Origin of the sequence: Microbacterium radiodurans, assembly GCF_008710705.1 — a bacterium.
Classification (GTDB): domain Bacteria; phylum Actinomycetota; class Actinomycetes; order Actinomycetales; family Microbacteriaceae; genus Microbacterium; species Microbacterium radiodurans.
This window is the reverse complement of record NZ_VYRZ01000002.1, coordinates 373091-391063: the sequence shown is the minus strand read 5'-3', so window position 1 is coordinate 391063 and position 17973 is coordinate 373091. Positions and strand designations below refer to the sequence as shown.

General features: G+C 70.5%; 22 protein-coding genes and 2 tRNA genes. 15 read left to right on the top strand and 9 right to left on the bottom strand.

Features of this window, described 5'->3' with window-relative positions:
• Positions 1–3: 3 nt before the first annotated feature.
• A complete protein-coding gene (locus F6B42_RS07645; protein ID WP_150419023.1) occupies positions 4–1701 on the bottom strand; it encodes a long-chain-fatty-acid--CoA ligase in 1698 nt (565 codons plus the stop codon).
• Between the two features lie 82 nt (positions 1702–1783).
• Here F6B42_RS07645 and gatC point away from each other — a divergent pair, with 82 nt between their 5' ends.
• The 6 genes from gatC (at position 1784) to F6B42_RS07615 (ending at position 7473) form a co-directional block, all read left to right on the top strand.
• Positions 1784–2083: an Asp-tRNA(Asn)/Glu-tRNA(Gln) amidotransferase subunit GatC gene (gatC, locus tag F6B42_RS07640; RefSeq protein WP_150419022.1), complete on the top strand. Its 300-nt coding sequence runs from the start codon at positions 1784–1786 to the stop codon at positions 2081–2083.
• Entirely contained in the window at positions 2080–3591 is a 1512-nt protein-coding gene (gatA, locus tag F6B42_RS07635) for an Asp-tRNA(Asn)/Glu-tRNA(Gln) amidotransferase subunit GatA (RefSeq protein ID WP_150419021.1), read from the top strand. Before gatC ends, gatA begins: the two co-directional genes overlap by 4 nt.
• A complete protein-coding gene (gene gatB / locus F6B42_RS07630; protein ID WP_150419020.1) occupies positions 3591–5108 on the top strand; it encodes an Asp-tRNA(Asn)/Glu-tRNA(Gln) amidotransferase subunit GatB in 1518 nt (505 codons plus the stop codon). The genes gatA and gatB overlap by 1 nt, the downstream gene beginning before the upstream one ends.
• A gap of 130 nt (positions 5109–5238) precedes the next feature.
• Positions 5239–6498, top strand: a complete 1260-nt coding sequence (dinB, locus tag F6B42_RS07625) for a DNA polymerase IV (protein ID WP_150419019.1) — start codon at positions 5239–5241, stop codon at positions 6496–6498.
• Between the two features lie 44 nt (positions 6499–6542).
• On the top strand, positions 6543–6863 hold the full coding sequence (locus F6B42_RS07620; RefSeq protein ID WP_150419018.1) for a hypothetical protein: 321 nt from the start codon (positions 6543–6545) through the stop codon (positions 6861–6863).
• Complete coding sequence (locus tag F6B42_RS07615) at positions 6838–7473, top strand: nucleoside/nucleotide kinase family protein (protein WP_223878403.1); 636 nt, start codon at positions 6838–6840, stop codon at positions 7471–7473. Before F6B42_RS07620 ends, F6B42_RS07615 begins: the two co-directional genes overlap by 26 nt.
• 1 nt (position 7474) lies before the next feature.
• Here the strand turns inward: F6B42_RS07615 and F6B42_RS07610 are convergent, their stop codons facing one another.
• The 5 genes from F6B42_RS07610 to orn all read right to left on the bottom strand — a co-directional run bounded on the left by F6B42_RS07610 (position 7475) and on the right by orn (position 9361).
• A complete protein-coding gene (locus F6B42_RS07610) occupies positions 7475–7933 on the bottom strand; it encodes a DUF2017 family protein (protein ID WP_223878402.1) in 459 nt (152 codons plus the stop codon).
• Between the two features lie 25 nt (positions 7934–7958).
• On the bottom strand, positions 7959–8249 hold the full coding sequence (gene clpS, locus F6B42_RS07605; RefSeq protein ID WP_150419017.1) for an ATP-dependent Clp protease adapter ClpS: 291 nt from the start codon (positions 8247–8249) through the stop codon (positions 7959–7961).
• Positions 8249–8599 (bottom strand): metallopeptidase family protein, encoded by a 351-nt coding sequence (locus F6B42_RS07600; RefSeq protein ID WP_150419559.1) that lies wholly within the window; start codon positions 8597–8599, stop codon positions 8249–8251. Before F6B42_RS07600 ends, clpS begins: the two co-directional genes overlap by 1 nt.
• Before the next feature lie 25 nt (positions 8600–8624).
• Positions 8625–8700, bottom strand: a tRNA-His gene (locus F6B42_RS07595).
• Between the two features lie 37 nt (positions 8701–8737).
• Positions 8738–9361 carry an oligoribonuclease gene (gene orn / locus F6B42_RS07590; protein ID WP_150419016.1) on the bottom strand — a complete coding sequence of 208 codons (624 nt, stop codon included), beginning with the start codon at positions 9359–9361 and terminating at the stop codon, positions 8738–8740.
• Positions 9362–9431: 70 nt separating this feature from the next.
• Here orn and F6B42_RS07585 point away from each other — a divergent pair.
• Positions 9432–9504, top strand: a tRNA-Arg gene (locus tag F6B42_RS07585).
• A 78-nt stretch (positions 9505–9582) separates the two neighbouring features.
• Entirely contained in the window at positions 9583–9795 is a 213-nt protein-coding gene (locus tag F6B42_RS07580; protein ID WP_150419015.1) for a methyltransferase, read from the top strand.
• 3 nt (positions 9796–9798) lie between these two features.
• Here F6B42_RS07580 and yczE read toward each other — a convergent pair whose 3' ends face one another.
• Entirely contained in the window at positions 9799–10449 is a 651-nt protein-coding gene (yczE, locus tag F6B42_RS07575) for a membrane protein YczE (protein WP_150419014.1), read from the bottom strand.
• Positions 10450–10511: 62 nt separating this feature from the next.
• Here yczE and yczR point away from each other — a divergent pair, with 62 nt between their 5' ends.
• Complete coding sequence (gene yczR, locus F6B42_RS07570; protein ID WP_150419013.1) at positions 10512–11924, top strand: MocR-like transcription factor YczR; 1413 nt, start codon at positions 10512–10514, stop codon at positions 11922–11924.
• 4 nt (positions 11925–11928) lie between these two features.
• On the opposite strand, the gene F6B42_RS07565 is transcribed toward yczR, so the two are convergent.
• A complete protein-coding gene (locus F6B42_RS07565) occupies positions 11929–12237 on the bottom strand; it encodes a hypothetical protein (protein ID WP_150419012.1) in 309 nt (102 codons plus the stop codon).
• A gap of 38 nt (positions 12238–12275) precedes the next feature.
• On the opposite strand from F6B42_RS07565, the gene msrA reads away from it, so the two are divergent.
• The 5 genes from msrA to F6B42_RS07540 all read left to right on the top strand — a co-directional run bounded on the left by msrA (position 12276) and on the right by F6B42_RS07540 (position 16307).
• Complete coding sequence (msrA, locus tag F6B42_RS07560; protein ID WP_150419011.1) at positions 12276–12803, top strand: peptide-methionine (S)-S-oxide reductase MsrA; 528 nt, start codon at positions 12276–12278, stop codon at positions 12801–12803.
• A 168-nt stretch (positions 12804–12971) separates the two neighbouring features.
• Complete coding sequence (locus F6B42_RS07555) at positions 12972–13472, top strand: single-stranded DNA-binding protein (RefSeq protein ID WP_150419010.1); 501 nt, start codon at positions 12972–12974, stop codon at positions 13470–13472.
• A gap of 66 nt (positions 13473–13538) precedes the next feature.
• The gene (locus tag F6B42_RS14970) at positions 13539–14054 is read left to right on the top strand and encodes a DUF6993 domain-containing protein (RefSeq protein WP_223878401.1); all 516 of its coding nucleotides are present in this window, start codon (positions 13539–13541) and stop codon (positions 14052–14054) included.
• A gap of 65 nt (positions 14055–14119) precedes the next feature.
• Positions 14120–15799, top strand: a complete 1680-nt coding sequence (ettA, locus tag F6B42_RS07545) for an energy-dependent translational throttle protein EttA (RefSeq protein WP_150419009.1) — start codon at positions 14120–14122, stop codon at positions 15797–15799.
• A complete protein-coding gene (locus F6B42_RS07540; protein WP_150419008.1) occupies positions 15792–16307 on the top strand; it encodes an acyl-CoA thioesterase in 516 nt (171 codons plus the stop codon). Before ettA ends, F6B42_RS07540 begins: the two co-directional genes overlap by 8 nt.
• A gap of 10 nt (positions 16308–16317) precedes the next feature.
• Here the strand turns inward: F6B42_RS07540 and F6B42_RS07535 are convergent, their stop codons facing one another.
• A complete protein-coding gene (locus F6B42_RS07535; protein ID WP_223878400.1) occupies positions 16318–17232 on the bottom strand; it encodes an acyl-CoA thioesterase in 915 nt (304 codons plus the stop codon).
• Positions 17233–17279: 47 nt separating this feature from the next.
• Between F6B42_RS07535 and F6B42_RS07530 the strand changes: the two genes are divergently transcribed.
• A complete protein-coding gene (locus tag F6B42_RS07530; protein WP_150419007.1) occupies positions 17280–17951 on the top strand; it encodes a hypothetical protein in 672 nt (223 codons plus the stop codon).
• Positions 17952–17973 lie beyond the last annotated feature (22 nt).

Genomic DNA, 17973 nt, shown 5'->3' with positions numbered 1-17973 from the left:
TTCCTACGGCTCGAGCAGCCCGTCCCGCACCTGACGGCGGAGGACCTTCCCGATCATCGACTTCGGCAGCTCCGGCACCACGACGACCCGACGGGGGACCTTGTACGGCGTCAGGATGCCGCGGCAGAACTCCCGGATGGCCGCTTCGTCGAGGGTGGCACCCGGTGCGGCCACGACGGCGGCCACGACATCCTCGCCCGAATGCTCGCTCGGCAACCCCACGACCGCGGCGTCCACGACGTCCGGATGCTGGCGGAGGGCGATCTCGACCTCGGTGGGTGCGACGTTGAAGCCACCGGTGATGATGAGCTCTTTGATGCGGTCGACGATCCGGACGAACCCCGCCTCGTCGATCGTGACGATGTCGCCGGTGCGGAACCAGCCGTCGATGAGCACCTTCTCGGTCTCCTCGGGCTTGCCGAAGTAGCCGCCGAACACCTGCGGACCGCGCACGAGCAGCTCGCCGCGTTCACCGTCCGGCACATCCGTCATGGGGTCGTCGGGGTCGACCACCCGGCATTCGGTCCCGGGCAGCGGGAGCCCGACCGTGCCGGGCACCCGGTTCTCGGCGACGGGATTGGCCATGAGGACGGGGGAGCATTCCGAGAGTCCGTAGCCCTCGACGAGGTAGCCCCCCGTGGCGGCCTCGAACGGGACGACCAGTTCGTGCGGCAGAGCCATCGCGCCCGAGATGGCGACGCGGGTGCCGGCGAGCGACACGCCGGCCTCCGTCGCCGCGCGCAGCAGGCGGTCGGCGATCGGCGGCACGAGGGGGAGGAAGGTCGCCGGATGGCGCTTGTGCGCCTTGAGCACGAGGTCCGGGTCGAACTTCGGGAACAGGACGAGCCGAGCGCCCATCGACATCGCGAAGGTGAGGCAGAGGGTGAGGCCGTACGCGTGGAACATCGGCAGGACGGCGTAGACGACGCATCCTTCGCCGCGCTCGATCGTCGGCACCCAGGCCCGGGACTGCGCGGCATTGGCGAGCAGGTTGCGATGCGTCAGCGCCGCGCCCTTGGGCGTGCCCGTGGTCCCGCTCGTGTACTGGATGAGCGCGAGGTCGTCCGTCGCCGGCCCGGCGTGGGTCGGGGGGAGCGGATCGTGCCGTTCGGCCTCGTGCCAGGTGCCGAACACCGTGGCGCGGTCGATCGGGGTGTGGAGTGCGTCCCGCGACGCGCGGGCGGACGACACGGGCAGCCGGAGCGCTGCGCGGAGCCGAAGCGGCATGTCCGTCGTGACGTCGACCGCGATGACCGCGTCGAGCGCGAGATCGTCGGGGAACTCCCGCACGAGGGGCACCAGCTTGCTCCACACGATCGCGACCTTCGCGCCGTGGTCCTCGAACTGCTTCCGCATCTCGCGCGGGGTGTAGAGCGGGTTGTGCTCGATGACCACGGCGCCCAGGCGCAGCACGGCGTAGAAGGCGGCGATGTGCTGCGGGCAGTTCGGGAGCACGATCGCGACCCTGTCGCCGCGTCGCACTCCCGCGTCGCGCAGATACGCGGCCGCGCGATCGATGCGCTCCTGCAGGCGACGGTACGACGTCTCGCGGCCGAAGAACTCGAGCGCGGGAGCGTCGGGGTGATCGCGGGCGGAGGTCGCGACGATGTCGACGAGAGATCCGCCCACCGGCTCGAGGTCTTCGGGCACTCCGGCTGCGTAGCTGGTGATCCAGGGACGTGGCGGGTCGTAGGTCGTCACCCGCTCACCCTACGCGGGGCGGACGGGTCGGGCGGGGATGCCGGGGCGGTGGGGCGCCCGAGCGGCCAACTAGAATCGTCGGGTGTCTGAAATCACCCCCGATCTCGTGCGCCATCTCGGCGTCCTCGCCCGGATCCAGCTGAGCGACGAGGAGGTCGAGCGACTCACGGGCCAGCTCGACGCGATCGTCGACAACATCGCCAAGGTCTCGGAGGTGGCGACTCCGGAAGTGCTCGCGACGAGCCACCCGATTCCGCTCGAGAACATCTTCCGCGAGGACGTGCCCGGCGAGATGCTGACGGTGGCTCAGGTGCTGCAGAACGCGCCCGATCGCACCGATGACCGGTTCCGGGTGACGGCGATCCTGGGGGAGGAGCAGTGAGCGACATCATCCGTCTGACCGCCGCCGAGCTCGCGGCCGAGCTGCGGGCCGGCTCGATCTCGAGCGTCGAGGCGACGCGCGCGCACCTCGACCGCATCGCGGCCGTCGACGGCGACGTCCACGCCTTCCTGCACGTCTCCGACGCAGCACTCGAGGTCGCGGCCGGCATCGACGCCCGCCGTGCCGCCGGCGAGGAGCTGGGCGAGCTCGCCGGCGTGCCGCTCGCCATCAAGGACGTCCTCGTCACGACCGACATGCCCTCCACCAGCGGGTCGAGGATCCTCGAAGGGTTCATGTCGCCGTACGACGCCACCGTCGTCGCTCGCGCGCGGGCGGCCGGTCTCGTGCCGCTCGGCAAGACCAACATGGACGAGTTCGCGATGGGCTCCTCGACCGAGCACTCTGCCTACGGCCCGACGCGCAACCCGTGGGATCTGGACCGCATCCCGGGCGGATCCGGCGGCGGTTCGGCGGCGGCGGTGGCGGCGTTCGAAGCGCCCATCGCCCTCGGCTCCGACACGGGCGGCTCCATCCGCCAGCCGGCGCACGTCACCGGCACCGTCGGCGTGAAGCCCACCTACGGCGGCGTCAGCCGCTACGGCTCGATCGCCCTCGCGTCGAGCCTCGACCAGGTCGGCCCGGTCTCGCGCACGGTGCTCGACTCCGCGCTGCTGCACGATGTCATCGGCGGGCACGACCCGCACGACTCGACGTCGCTCGCGCAGGAGTGGCCGTCCTTCGCCGCCGCCGCCCGAGAGGGCGCCCGAGGCGATGTGCTCGCGGGCCTGAGGGTCGGCGTCATCCGCGAACTCGCCGACATCGGATTCCAGCCCGGCGTGAGCGCCTCCTTCCGCGCGTCGCTCGCCGCGATGGAGGCGCAGGGTGCCGAGATCGTCGACATCAGCGCACCGCACTTCGAGTACGGCGTCGCCGCGTACTACCTGATCCTCCCGGCCGAAGCCTCGAGCAACCTCGCGAAGTTCGACTCCGTGCGCTTCGGGATGCGGCTCGACGTTCCCGGCGGCACCGTCGAGGACGTCATGTCGGTCACCCGCGACGCCGGTTTCGGCGACGAGGTGAAGCGTCGCATCATCCTCGGCACCTACGCGCTGTCGGCCGGATACTACGACGCCTACTACGGCAGCGCGCAGAAGGTCCGCACCCTCATCCAGCGCGATTTCGACGAGGCCTTCGCCGCTGTCGATGTCATCGCCACTCCGTCGGCGCCGACGACGGCATTCCGTCTCGGCGAGCAGATCGACAATCCGCTCCAGATGTACCTGAACGACGTCACGACCATCCCGGTCAACCTCGCAGGCGTCCCGGGGATCTCCATCCCCTCCGGGCTCTCGGACGATGACGGGCTGCCGGTCGGCATCCAGTTCGTGGCGCCCGCCCGCGAGGACGCCCGCCTGTACCGCGTCGGCGCCGCGCTGGAGGCGCTGCTCGTCGACAGCTGGGGCGGCCCGCTGCTGGACCGCGCACCGATTCTCGGAGGAGCACGCTGATGGCCGCCAAGGTCGCACTCATGGACTTCGACGCGGCGCTGGAGATGTTCGAGCCGGTGCTCGGCTTCGAAGTGCACGTCGAGCTGAACACCCGCACGAAGATGTTCTCGCCCGCGGCCAACCCCGCGCACCCCGACAACCACGGCGCGGCGCCGAACACGCTCGTCGCGCCAGTGGACATGGGTCTGCCGGGTGCGCTGCCGGTCGTCAACGAGACGGCGATCCGCTCGTCGATCAGCCTGGGGCTCGCCCTCGGCTGCTCGATCGCCCCGTCGAGCCGGTTCGCCCGGAAGAACTACTTCTACCCCGACCTCGGCAAGAACTACCAGATCTCGCAGTACGACGAGCCGATCGCGTTCGAGGGCGCGGTCGAGGTCGAGCTCTCCGACGGCACCACCGTGACCGTCGACATCGAGCGGGCGCATATGGAGGAGGACGCCGGCAAGCTCACCCACATGGGCGGCGCGGCCGGACGCATCCAGGGCGCCGAGTACTCGCTCGTCGACTACAACCGTGCCGGTGTTCCGCTCGTCGAGATCGTGACCAAGCCGATCTTCGGCGCCGAGCACCGCGCTCCGGAGATCGCGAAGGCGTACGTGCAGACGATCCGCGACATCGTGATCGGCCTCGGCATCTCCGAGGCGCGCCTCGAGCGCGGCAACCTCCGGTGCGACGCGAACGTCTCGCTGCGCCCGCGGGGTCAGGAGAAGCTGGGTACCCGCACCGAGACGAAGAACGTCAACTCGATGCGCTCGGTCGAGCGCGCCGTCCGCTACGAGATCCAGCGTCAGGCGGCGATCCTCGCCGCCGGCGGCACGATCACGCAGGAGACGCGTCATTGGCACGAGGACACGGGCACCACGTCGCCGGGGCGTCCCAAGTCTGATGCCGACGATTACCGCTACTTCCCGGAGCCCGACCTCCTTCCCGTAGCGCCCTCGCTGGCGCTCATCGAGCAGCTGCGGGCGGCGCTGCCCGAGCCTCCGGCAGCGCGGCGCCGCCGCCTGCAGGGGGAGTGGGGATTCACCGATCTCGAGTTCCAGGACGTCGTCAACGGCGGCCTGCTGGCCGAGGTCGACGCGACGGTCGCGGCCGGAGCCGCACCCGCGAGCGCCCGCAAGTGGTGGACGGGCGAGGTCTCGCGGATCGCGAACGCGCGGGGTGCCGAGCCGCAGTCGCTCGTGGCGCCCGCCGATGTCGCGGCGCTGCAGCAGCTGGTCGACGCCGGCACGCTGACCGACAAGCTCGCGCGCCAGGTTCTCGAGGGCATGATCGACGGCGAGGGGTCCCCGCAGCAGATCGTCGACGCGCGCGGACTGGCGGTCGTCTCCGACGACGGCGCGCTGATCGCGGCGATCGATGAGGCTCTCGCGGCGCAGCCCGACGTCCTCGCGAAGATCCGCGACGGCAAGGTGCAGGCCGCGGGCGCCGTCATCGGAGCGGTGATGAAAGCGATGCGGGGTCAGGCCGACGCGGCGCGCGTGCGCGAACTCGTCCTGGAGCGCGCCGCTCAGTAGCGACTCCCGTCCCCGCGAGACAGCAGTCTCGCGCCGACACCGGGGCTGAGGCCCGATGTCTCGGCGCGGAACTGCTGTCTCGTGCTCCGACGGCGGCGCGGATGTCGGCGGCCCGGGCGAGAATGGACGCATGGGACGCGGAGACGGAACGGGACGGCTGGTGTCTCCGCCCGACGCGGACGACACCGGCACCCGCATTCTGCACGTCGACATGGACGCCTTCTATGCCGCGGTCGCGGTGCTCGATGATCCGTCGCTGGCCGGCAAGCCCATCATCGTCGGCGGCGTCGAGCGCCGCGGAGTCGTATCGAGCGCGTCGTACGAAGCTCGGCGCTTCGGCGTGCGTTCGGCGATGCCGGTCGCGCGGGCGCTGCAGCTCTGCCCGAACGCGATCGTCGTCCCCACGACGTTCGAACGCTACAGCGAGCTCTCCCGGCGCGTGATGGACGTGTTCCGTTCCGTGACGCCGCTCGTCGAGCCTCTGTCGATCGACGAAGCGTTCCTGGACGTGGCCGGTGCCCGTCGGCTGTGGGGGAGCCCGCGCGAGATCGCGCAGCTCATCCGCATGCGTGTTCGCGAAGAGACCGGTCTCACCTGCAGCGTCGGCGTCGCGGCGACCAAGCACGTCGCCAAGATGGCGTCGACGATATCCAAGCCCGACGGCCTCCTCGTCGTGGCCGAGGCGGACACGCTGCGCTTCCTCGGCGCGCGGCCCGTCGGTGCGCTCTGGGGCGTCGGCCCGAAGGCGACCGAGGCGCTCCTGACGCGCGGCATCCGCACGGTCGCAGACATCTGGGACACCCCGCGCTCCGTCCTCGACCGCGCGCTCGGTCCGGCGATGGGCGAGCGCATCTGGCATCTCGCGCGCGGCCTCGACGCGCGCGACGTGCAGACGGAGCGCGTCGAGAAGAGCATCTCGCACGAGGAGACGTTCTCGCACGATGTCAGCGACATCACGGTGCTGCGATCGGAGCTCCGGCGTCTCGCCGACCGTGTGGGCGGTCGGTTGCGGTCGGGGGGCTGGGAGGCCGCGACGGTGTCGATCAAGGTCCGCCTGACGGATTTCAGCACCTACAGCCGGTCGCAGACGCTGCCGTTGCCGACGAACGTCGGGCAGCGGATCGGCTCGGCGGCGATCGCCCTCCTCGACAGCGTCGATCTGACGCAGCCGGTCCGGCTGATCGGTGTGCGTGCCGAGAAGCTGCGGGCGGGCGCCAGCGCCGGTCTGACGTTGTGGGACGACGACGAGGACTGGCGTCGCGTCGACGACGCGCTCGACGGGGCGCGGGCGCGGTTCGGCCGGGGCGCCGTGACACGTGCGAGTGTCCTCGGTCCACGGCGGGACGTCGGTGCCATGCCCACCAACCCGCGGGCCGATCACGACGGGTGACGCAAGCCCCTTCCTCACCGCGCTCCGACCGGTACGGTGGGCTCATGCCCAACCTCGCACTCGAACTCGGCAAGCAGTCAGCGGCTCTCGGCGTCACGAGCGTCTACGGCGAACAGCAGGATGTCAACGGCATCCGACTCATTCCCGTCGCGCTCACCTGGAGCGGATTCGGCGCCGGGGAGGACGACAACGGCACCAGCGGAGGCGGTGGCGGCGGCTACGCGATCCCGGTCGGCGCGTACATCCGCACCGGCGACGACCTGCGCTTCGAACCGAACCTCGTCTCGCTCGTCGCCGTGGCGATCCCGTTCGTGTGGGTCGTCGGCCGCGCGCTCAGCCGTGTCATCCGAGCCCTCAAGAAGTAGTCACCGCGCACGCGCCGACCCGGCGGGCGCTGACCTCGCAGGCGTCCGTAACGACGGCGCCGACGACGACGCGATCGACGTCGCCGTGCGCGCGGTGCTGTCGTCTGCGGCGGCCCGCGGGGTGGTCATCATCGATGGACGCAGCGGTTCGGGGAAGTCGACGTTCGCACGTCTGCTCGTCGAGCGCTGGCCGCATCCCGACGGGGTGCAGCTGCTCGCCCTCGATGACGTGTACCCGGGGTGGGACGGCCTGTTCGCCGGGGCCGCCTATGCGCATGCGCGCGCTCTGATGCCCTGGGCGGCGGGCCGTGGCGGCACCTGGCAGCGGTGGGATTGGGCGCGGGATCGATACTCCGAGATCATCGACGAGGTCGTGCCCGATCGGGCACTCGTCCTCGAGGGCAGCGGAGCTCTGACGTCGCTCTCGGCGTCGCTCGCCGACGTCCGTGTCTGGCTCGATGCCCCCGCCGACCTCCGCCGCGAGCGCGCGCTCGCGCGCGACGGCGACGTCTACCGTGCCCACTGGGACCGATGGGCCCGGCAGGAGGAGCAGCACGTCTCACTCCATGCGCCGCATCAGCGAGCGACGCATGTCGTCATGACGGCGTGAGTCAGGCCTCGAGCGACCGCAGGAGCATCTCCTGCCGGTACCCGAGCCACTCGTAGACGTCGTAGCGCGGGTCCCCGGGCGCCTCGGGGTTCTCATCGTCGATTCCGATCCGCGTCGCGAGCACGAGCCTGAGTCCCGCGAGAGCGCGCAGCCAGGCGGATTGCCCGACAGGGTCCAGACGGAGGGTGACGGGTGTCCCGGGGGAGGCGGTGGAGGGTCGCGATCGCAGCAGATCGAGGACGACGTCGAGATCGGCGAAGCGCCGCTCCGACACCTCGTCGGAGGTGAGGCGGCGGAACTCGGCGGAGGCTTCGGCGTCATCGGGATAGGCGTCGGGGGAGAGTCGTGCGACCGCCGGATCGTGGTGCGGCGCCGACACGACGAGCTCGCGATACTGCTCGAGGAGCTCCGTCAGGTAGTCCGCTTCGCCCTCGGCGAGTTCCATACCGACGGCGCTCACGCGGACGTGCCCACGGCTTCGGTGCTCATGCGTCGGCCCGCTGCACGGTCGCCCACAGTCCGTATTCGTGCATCGCGCGCACGTGCGCCTCCATCGTCTCGCGCGGTCCCTCGGCGACGATCGCGCGTCCGTCGTTGTGCACGGTCAGCATGAGCCGATCGGCGTCTTCGCGCGAGTATCCGAAATACGTGCGGAAGACGTGCGAGACGTAGCTCATCAGATTGACCGGGTCGTTCCAGACGACCGTCTGCCAGGTGGCGTGGGATGCCGCGGCGAGACGCGTCTCCTCATCGAGGTCGGGGATCGCGGTGCTCATCACGCCCACCCCAGCTCGTGGAGGCGGTCGTCGTCGATTCCGTAGAAATGCGCGATCTCGTGCACGAGGGTCGTATGGACCTCGTCGCGCAGCGCGGCGTCGTCGTCGCAGGCGTGGAGGTGCGGCTCACGGTAGACGATGATGCGATCGGGGAGCTCGCCCTGACCGTAGCGATCCCGCTCGGTCAGCGCGAAGCCGTCGTACAGACCGAAGAGATCGAGGCTGCCGTCCTCCGGGCGATCCTCCACGACGAAGATGACGTTGTCGAGACCGTCGATCATGTCGTCGGGGAGTCGGTCGAGCTCGTCCGTCACGAGGAGTTCGAACTCCGCCGCATCCATCTCGATCATGTCCACTCCCGAACCGGGGTGCATCTGGGGTGGCTAACGGGACTTGAACCCGCGGCCCCCGCGACCACAACGCGGTGCTCTACCAACTGAGCTATAGCCACCATGTGCCCGGCCGAACCGGACAACCATACGAGTGTATTACACCCGCGGGGCATACGACGACACGACGGCCTCTGCGGCCGCGCGCGCCTCGTCGCTCGAGGGCCCGGGGGCGGGCGTGAACACGGCCGCGCGGTAATAGGCCAGTTCGCGGATCGATTCACGGATGTCGGCGAGCGCGCGGTGCCCGCCGTCCTTCGCGGGCGCCTGGAAGTAGGCGCGCGGGAACCAGCGTCGCGACAGCTCCTTGATGCTGGAGACGTCGATGTTGCGGTAGTGCAGCCAGCCGTCCACCCGCGGCATGTACTTGGCGAGGAACATGCGGTCGGTGCCGATCGTGTTTCCGGCGAGGGCTGCCTTGCCCTCGGGGACGAAGCGCTGGATGTACTCGAGCACGGCGGCCTCCGCGTCGGCGAGCGGGACGCCGCCGTCGAGCTCGTCCAACAACCCCGACGATGCGTGCATCGCGGTGACGTAGTCGCCCATGTTGGCGCGCGCTGCCGGGCTCGGCGTGATGACGAGCTGGTAGCCGTCGTCGAGCGGCGTGAGGTCGTAATCCGTCACGATCACCGCGACCTCGACGAGTTCGTCGACCCGCAGGTCGAGCCCCGTCATCTCGCAGTCGATCCATACGAGACGGTCGTTCTCGGCTGATCCCACCATGCCGCCCATCCTAATGACCGCGTCCGACGTGGCCGCGCGGTAGCCTGGTGTCGTTCCCCGCGGGGAGCCCGCCTCCGTAGCTCAGTGGATAGAGCAACGGCCTTCTAATCCGTCGGTCACAGGTTCGAATCCTGTCGGGGGCACGGAGCGTCCGCCGCCGCCACCCCCTGGTGAGCACGGCGCGACGCGCGTAGCCTCCGCGTGTCGGAAGGAGCTCGACGATGAGCACGGACACACGGACATCGGCCCTCTGGGTCGCCTACGGCACCGGCGGGGTCGCGGGGAGCATTCGCCACACCGATGAGGGCTACCTCGTCACGATGGCCGGCGCCGACGCGCCGCTGGGGACTTTCCCCTCGATGGAGGTGGCCAAGGCCGCCCTGCACGGCCGGATGCGGCCGGGGTCGGACTGGCCGAGGTTCGTCGAGCACTGATCCTCAGCGGCGCCCGGCCTCGGGGGCGACCTGCACCGGAGGCGCGGGTCGCGCAGCAGTGCCGAGGGAGCGGCGTCGCCGTCGCTCCCGGTCGAACAGCGGCAGGCTCACGTGGACGACCGGCCCGATCAGCACCGCGAAGAGCACGGTGCCCAGGCCGACGGTGCCGCCGAGGAGCCAGCCGATCACGAGCACCGACGCCTCCACGCCGAGACGGCAGGCCCAGATGGGCCAGCCGAAGCGTGCGTTGAGGCCGGTCATCAGGCCGTCGCGCGGCCCAGGACCCAGCCGCGCGCCGATGTAGATGCCCGACGAGACGCCCACGAGCAGCACTCCGGCGAGGAACATCGCGAGCTGCAGGACGAAAGAGTCGGGCGTCGAGAACAGGGGGAGCGTCAGCTGCATCGCCGTGCCCACGACGAGGATGTTCGCGACGGTGCCGATGCCTGGCCTCTGTCGCAGCGGGATCCACAGGAGCAGCACGACGAAGCCGGTGAGGTTGACGACCCAGCCGATGCCGATGCCGGTCAACTCGCTGACGCCCTGCGAGAAGACCGTCCACGGGTCCAGACCCACGCCTGCGTCGACCATGGCGGCGCACCCCGCGCCGAACAGGGCGAGTCCGACGATGAGCTGGAGCAGGCGAAGAGTCACGCTGTCGATCACACCGCACGATTGGATCTTTCGAAAGAGGCCAATCGCGATACGGTGGCTCGATGGATTCCCGGATCTCCGCCCGCGCCCTCGACGCCGCGCTCGGCGGCTGGCACACGCGAGAGCCCGCCTACGAGGCGTTGGCCGACGGTATCCGTCTTCTCTGTCTCGACAACCGCATCGCCGCCCGCACGCTGCTGCCCGCCGAGCGGGCTCTCGCCCAGACCCTGCGCGTGAGTCGGACGACGGTCGCCAGCGCGTACGCGAGCCTGCGAGCGAGCGGTCACATCACGAGCATCCGCGGCTCCGGAAGCCTCACGCTCCCGCAGGCGCCCCGGGGCGGTGGCACCGTCCTCACCGCGCCCGGCTCGATCGACCTGCAGCAGGCGAGTCCCGCTGCCTGGCCGGGGCTGGCGGGCATCATCGCCGAGACGGCGGCGGATGCGGCGACCCTCGTCGCTCGCAGCGGCTACGACACGCTGGGCTCCCGGAGGCTGCGTGCGGCTGTCGCGCAGCGGTACAGCGATCGGGGCCTCGAGACGGCGGCCGATCAGATCCTCGTCACGACCGGGGCGCAGAGCGCCATCCACCTGCTGGCGGAAGTGCTCGTTGCACCCGGCGATCGCGTGCTCGTCGAGACGCCCACCTACCCGCACGCAGCCGAGGCGTTCCGATCGGCGGGTGCGCGCCTCGTGGCGGTGCCGGTGACGACGGACGACGGGTGGGATCTCGGGCGCGCCGCCGAGGCGATGACACGCACCAGGCCGCGCCTGGCATACCTCATGCCGACTCTGCAGAACCCGACGGGTCGATCGATGTCGGATGCCGAGGAGCAGGCGATCCAGCGCGCGGCGGCGGACTCCGGCACGCTGCTCCTCACGGATGACACCACCTCCGAGCTCTTCTTCACGGGCTCCGCACCGCTGCGCTTCGCCGGCGACGACGCCGTGCGCATCGGATCGCTCGGCAAGACCGTCTGGGGCGGGCTGCGGGTCGGCTGGGTCCGGGCGGATGCCGCGACGATCCGCCGCCTGCACGGCGCGCGTCCGCCGCGCGATCTCGGGACGCCCGAGCTCGAGCAGGCGATCGCGATCCGCCTGGTCGAGCGGATGCCCGAGATCCTGCCGCAGCGCGGGAGTCTCCTCGCCGCGGGTCACGACGCGCTCCGCCGCGGTCTCGAGCGCGAGCTTCCATCGTGGACGGTTCCGCAGGTCGCCGGGGGAGTGTCGTTGTGGGTCGGGCTCCCCGATCCGCTCAGCTCGGCGCTCGTCATGTCCGCTCGGGCGGACGGGGTCTATCTGACGGCGGGCCCGCGGTTCGCCGTCGACGGGGGCTACGAGAACCGTCTGCGCATCCCGTTCACGGCGCCGCCGGCGGACCTGGAGCGCGCGGTGGAGCTGCTCGCGCGGGTCTGGGAGCGCGTCCGCGCCGGTGTTCCTGCGGTCGCCGGCGTCTCGCGCGACGCCCTGGTCTGAGCGCTCACACGAGATATCGCAGGCAGTCGGCGGCTTCGGTGGGGTTCCAGAATTCGCCGAGACAACGGAACGACCCACTCGCCCGGTCGAATCGGAGCGCTCGGAAGCGGAAACCGCTCGGTAGGCGTATCGCCTCGATCAGGCCGCGGACGCGGCCGGCCCGGTCGAGAACGCGCCAACGCGCCGGACCGACGGCCACCACGTCCCGGACCGGCATGTCGCATACAGTGCTCATCGTCGTCCCTCCGAGGATGAAGCTATGCCGGGGTTCCGACATCGCCGGGAACAGGACTCCGGGCAGGATCGTTGTCACCGGTGAGATCCCGCACGACGGGAGAACGGAGTTCCACAATGACCACCACCTTCATCCTCGCCGGCGGCTGCTTCTGGTGTCTGGACGCGGCGTACCGGGCTCTCGACGGCGTGACCGACGTCGTTTCGGGGTACATCGGCGGCGACGTCGCGAACCCCAGCTACGAGGCCGTGTGCACCGGACGGACGGGCCACGCCGAGGCCGTCGCGGTCACCTTCGATCCCGAGACGATCCCGGCGGACGTGATCCTCGACGCGTTCTTCACGATGCACGACCCTCGTCAGCTCAACCGTCAGGGCGCCGACGTCGGCACGCAGTACCGCTCGGCGATGTTCCCCCTCGACGCCGAGCAGGAGCAGCTCTTCTCGGCCGCCCGCGAACGCGCGGAGGACATCTGGGGCGGTGGCGTCGTCACGACCACGGAGCCCGCGAGCGAGTTCTTCCCCGCCGAGGAGTACCACCAGGACTTCTTCGCGAAGAACCCCGGCCAGGGCTACTGCCTCGCTGTCGCGGTGCCGAAGGTCAACAAGGTCCGCGCGCGGTTCGCCGAGTACGTGCGCGCCTGACCGGTTCCTCCCCGGATCCGTCTGCGGCGGCGGTCCTCCCCATCCGGGGCGGACCGCCGTTCGCGTTCCCGGGCCCGCGGCATCCTGAGAGAGCTCCGGCACCCGACGGGCACTCGGGTGCCGGAGCCACCGGAGAGACACTCCGGTCCGCGAGAGGAGTCGATCACCATGTCCGACCACATCACCGTCATCGGCAACGTCGCGGCGACACCCGAGCTGCGGCGCACCGGCGCCGGAGATCCCGTCACGAGCTTCCGTGTCGGCAGCACGTCCCGGCGACGGGACGCGCAGACCGGCCAGTGGGTCGACGGAGAGACGAACTGGTACCGCGTCTCCGCGTTCCGCGGGCTGGGCGAACACGCCTTCGCGTCGGTGACGAAAGGACAGCGGGTCATCGTCGTCGGCAGGCTGCGGGTTCGACGCTGGGAATCGGCGGGCAAGAGCGGGACCGACGTCGAGATCGACGCCGAGGCGATCGGTCACGACCTGCTGTTCGGCACATCGGCGTTCAGCCGGGCGTCGGCCGCCTCGCCGCATCAGGTCGCGAGCGAAACCGACCCCGCCGGTTCTCGCGAAGGCCGAGCAAGCGGTGAGGCACCCGACTCATCGGCGGCCGTCGTCGATGCGGACGGCTGGGCGGTCGCGGTCTCCGGCGATGTCCCGTTCTGACCCGCCCAGTTCCGTCGCCGCGGCCGCCGTCATCTCTCCGAGACGTCCTCGCCCTACAATTCACGGGTGCGTCCATTCCCCGGTCCTCCCGCCCGTCGTCCGGCCGAGCGCCGTTCCGCCCTTCTGGGGATGCTCCTCGTCGGTGCGGTGGCGATGACCGCGTGCTCCGCCGCGGCGCCGCAGCCGACGCCGTCGTCCGCGTCGGAGTCCGCCCCGGCGCCCGAGCCGACGGAGACGGCCCCCGCGGCGCCGGCCCTGGTGCCGGACGGGTCGGCCGCGGACAACCTCCCGATCTTCACCGCGATCATGCAGCAGGTCGCCGCCGGTCCGGAGGCGGTGGCCGGGCGCGCGTACGTCGACGCCCTCGTCGGCGCAGGGTTCAACAAAGCCGCCATGCAGGTGACCGCGGACCGCACGAGCGTCGACGACCCCGTCGACAGCCTGCAGTTCTCGGTGCTGTGGGGACAGGAATGCCTGGTCGGCCAGGTCGGCCCGTCCACTCCGGCCCCGACCGCATTGGTGCTTCCGGAGCTGCCCTCCGGCGGCTGCCTCATCGGTCAGACGCGCCCGATCGACTGGTGAGCCGTCTCCGCCGTCGAGCCTCGGACACCGGTGCCGCCGCCACGGCGGACTAGAATCGATCCGTTATGGCTGAGTACATCTACTCCATGGTCCGTGCCCGCAAGGCTGTCGGCGAGAAGCTCATTCTCGACGACGTCACGATGGCGTTCCTCCCCGGTGCGAAGATCGGCATGGTCGGCCCCAACGGCGCCGGAAAGTCGACGATCCTCAAGATCATGGCGGGGCTCGACACGCCCTCCAACGGCGAGGCCAAGCTGTCGCCGGGCTTCACCGTCGGCATCCTGATGCAGGAGCCCGAGCTCGACGACACCAAGACGGTGCTCGAGAACATCGAGTCGGGCGTGGCCATCAAGCCGAAGCTCGACCGGTTCAACGAGATCTCGGCCCTCATGGCCGATCCCGATGCCGACTTCGATTCCCTCCTCGCCGAGATGGGCACCCTGCAGGAGGAGATCGACGCCGCCGACGGCTGGGACCTCGACTCGCAGCTGCACCAGGCCATGGAGGCCCTGCGCACCCCGCCGGCCGACGCGTCCGTCGCCCCCCTCTCCGGTGGTGAGCGCCGTCGCGTGGCACTGGCGCGCCTGCTCCTGCAGAAGCCCGACCTGTTGCTCCTCGACGAGCCCACCAACCACCTCGACGCCGAGAGCGTGCTGTGGCTCGAGCAGCACCTCCAGGCCTACAAGGGTGCGGTCATCGCGATCACCCACGACCGGTACTTCCTCGACAACGTCGCGGAGTGGATCGCCGAGGTCGATCGCGGCCGCCTCATCGGTTACGAGGGCAACTACTCGACCTACCTCGAGAAGAAGGGCGAGCGCCTCGACATCCAGGGGAAGAAGGATGCGAAGCTCGCCAAGCGCCTGAAGGAGGAGCTCGAGTGGGTCCGCAGCTCCGCGAAGGGCCGGCAGACGAAGTCGAAGGCACGTCTCGCCCGCTACGAGGAGATGGCCGCCGAGGCCGAGCGCACGCGCAAGCTCGACTTCGAAGAGATCCAGATCCCGGCGGGTCCGCGCCTGGGCAGCGTCGTGATCGACGCCAAGAAGCTGCACAAGGCGTTCGGCGACCGCGTGCTGATCGATGGGCTGAGCTTCAACCTGCCGCCCAACGGGATCGTCGGCGTCATCGGACCCAACGGTGTCGGAAAGACGACCCTGTTCAAGACGATCGTCGGCCTCGAGCCGCTCGACGGCGGCGACCTGAAGATCGGCGAGACCGTCAAGATCAGCTACGTCGATCAGTCGCGCGGGAACATCGACCCCGAGAAGACGCTGTGGGAGGTCGTCTCGGACGGACTCGACATCATCACCGTGGGCAAGACCGAGATCCCCTCGCGCGCCTACGTCTCGAAGTTCGGATTCAAGGGACCCGACCAGCAGAAGAAGGCCGGCGTTCTCTCCGGTGGTGAGCGCAACCGCCTGAACCTGGCGCTCACGCTGAAGGAGGGCGGCAACCTGCTCCTCCTCGACGAGCCGACCAACGACCTCGACGTCGAGACCCTCGGTTCGCTCGAGAACGCGCTCCTGGAGTTCCCGGGCTGCGCTGTGGTCATCACCCACGACCGGTGGTTCCTCGACCGCATCGCGACGCACATCCTGGCGTACGAGGGCACGGCGGAGAACCCGTCGCAGTGGTACTGGTTCGAGGGCAACTTCGAGGCCTACGAGGCGAACAAGATCGAGCGACTCGGTGCCGACGCCGCGAACCCCGCGAAGTCGACGTACCGCAAGCTCACCCGTGACTGACGACCGCGTCGGCGCAGCGGATGCCGCTGCGCCGACGCGCATCCGGATCCCGATCCATCTGCGGTGGGGCGATCTCGATGCGCTCGGGCACGTCAACAACACCTCGATGCTGAAGCTCCTCGAAGAAGCGCGGCTGCGTGCGTTCTGGCGGCCCGAGCCCGGCGTGGCGGCGCCGCCGACGGCGATCCTCGACGCGCTGGACCTGCGGGCCGAGACGATGACTCTCATCGCCCGCCAGGAGATCGAGTACGTGCGCCCGGTGCCGTACGGGCAGCGTCCGCTCGACGTGCAGCTGTGGATCGGACGCATGGGCGGATCGAGCATCGACGTCTGCTACGAGGTGTTCAGCCCGCAAGGCGATGATCCGCAGATCCGCTACGCGCGTTCGACCGCGGTAATCGTCATGGTCTCGACCGAGACCGGCCGTCCCGTCCGGCTGACCGACGGCATGCGCGAGGCGTGGTCTCCGTACCTCGACCAGCCGATCGACTACTCGCGTCGGAGCTGACCGAGCTCTCTCACGACATCGCGGCGGCGGCGTCCGGAACGCGGACCATGATCTCCTGCGCGACGGTCGCGACCAGCATCCCGTCGCGGGTGTAGATGCGGCCGGTCGACAGTCCGCGGCCGCCACGGGCGCTCGGCGACTCCTGCACGTAGAGCAGCCAGTCGTCGACGCGGGCATCGCGATGCCACCACATCGCGTGGTCGAGGCTCGCGACCTTCAGACCCGGGGTCGCCCACGCGAGTCCGTGCGCGCGCAGGACCGGCTCCTGGATCGTCAGGTCGCTGAGGAAGGCCAGCACGGCCCGGTGGACCGCCGGCTCGTCCGGAAGCGCCGAACGCGTGCGCACCCAGACCGCTTGCGCCGGCGACGCCGGATCGGCCGGCTCGAGGTAGATGGGGCGCCCGACGTGCCGGACCTCGATGGGACTCGCCGAGAGCACCCGCCGGCTCATGGGATGCATGCCGCTCAGGTGCTCCTCGAGATCGGGGACCTCCTCCGGCTGCGGGATGCCGGTGGGCATCGGCGCGCCGTGGTCGACCCCCGGGTCCTCACGCTCGAAGGACGCGATCATCGAGAAGATGGGCAGACCGTTCTGGAACGCCTGCGTGCGCCGCGTCGCGAAGGACCGGCCGTCGTGGATGCGGTCGACGGAGAACGTGATGTTTCGAGACGAGTCACCGGGCCGCAGGAAGTACCCGTGCATCGAGTGCGGAACACGGTCGGGCCCCAGCGTCCGCGTAGCCGCGGTGATCGCTTGAGCCAGGACCTGGCCGCCGAAGACGCGTCCCTGCGGCATGACGAGCGAGGCCCCGGTGAAGATGTCCTCCGTCGTGCGCGCCTCGCTCGACGAGAGGTCGAGGATCGCCAGGAGCGCGGCGACGGGGTCGCGCTCGAGCTCGGTGTCGTCGGGGGCGTGCTGCGTCACGTGCGCTCCGCTCGGAGGTGGTTCGGGCCCTCGGTAGTCTAGGACGGATGTCTGCCCGGCTGATCTTCCCCGAGCCCGCCACCGCCCGGGACGTCCTGACCTTCGCGCATCGAACGGCGCGGCTGGGTGACGGAACGCTGCGGCTGCAGGCTCGCGATGGTCTCCTCGTCGCCACGTGCGCGCCGGTCTCACCGCGTTCGCTCGCCGACCCGACGCCCCTGGTGCTCGGGATGCGCACCGCGCGCGTCGATCCCGAGCTCGAGTGCGATCTCGTCATCGACGGCGCCGCGCTCGTCCCCGACCGGGATGCCGGCTCGCTGCGGCTCCCCGAGACGGCCACCACGGCGACCTGGGTCGGGATCTCGCCGCCGCGCGCAGGCTGGCGGGCGGAGGGCGACCTCGCCGCCGCGGAGATCGCCGCGCGGGCGCAGTGGGGCATCGCAGCCGTGGCCGAAGCGCTGCCTCCCGGGGCCGGCGACGAGGTGGTCCACCGCATCCGCTCCGAGGTCTGGGGGCGTTCGGACGACGCACTCGCGGGCCTCCCGCTCGGCGTCGCGTTCGCGGCGTTCGGACTCGGGTTCATCGCGGGGGAGGAGCGGCCGGTCATCCGTCGCACCGACGCGTGGGCGCGCGTGACGTTCGCGCGCGGCCACGTCCTCTCGCGGGGTCCGGTCGCGCTCGGCCTGACCCCCGTCCGAGCGACCGGCCGGTCGGCCTGATCGGGCGGCCGGCGGCTCAGCC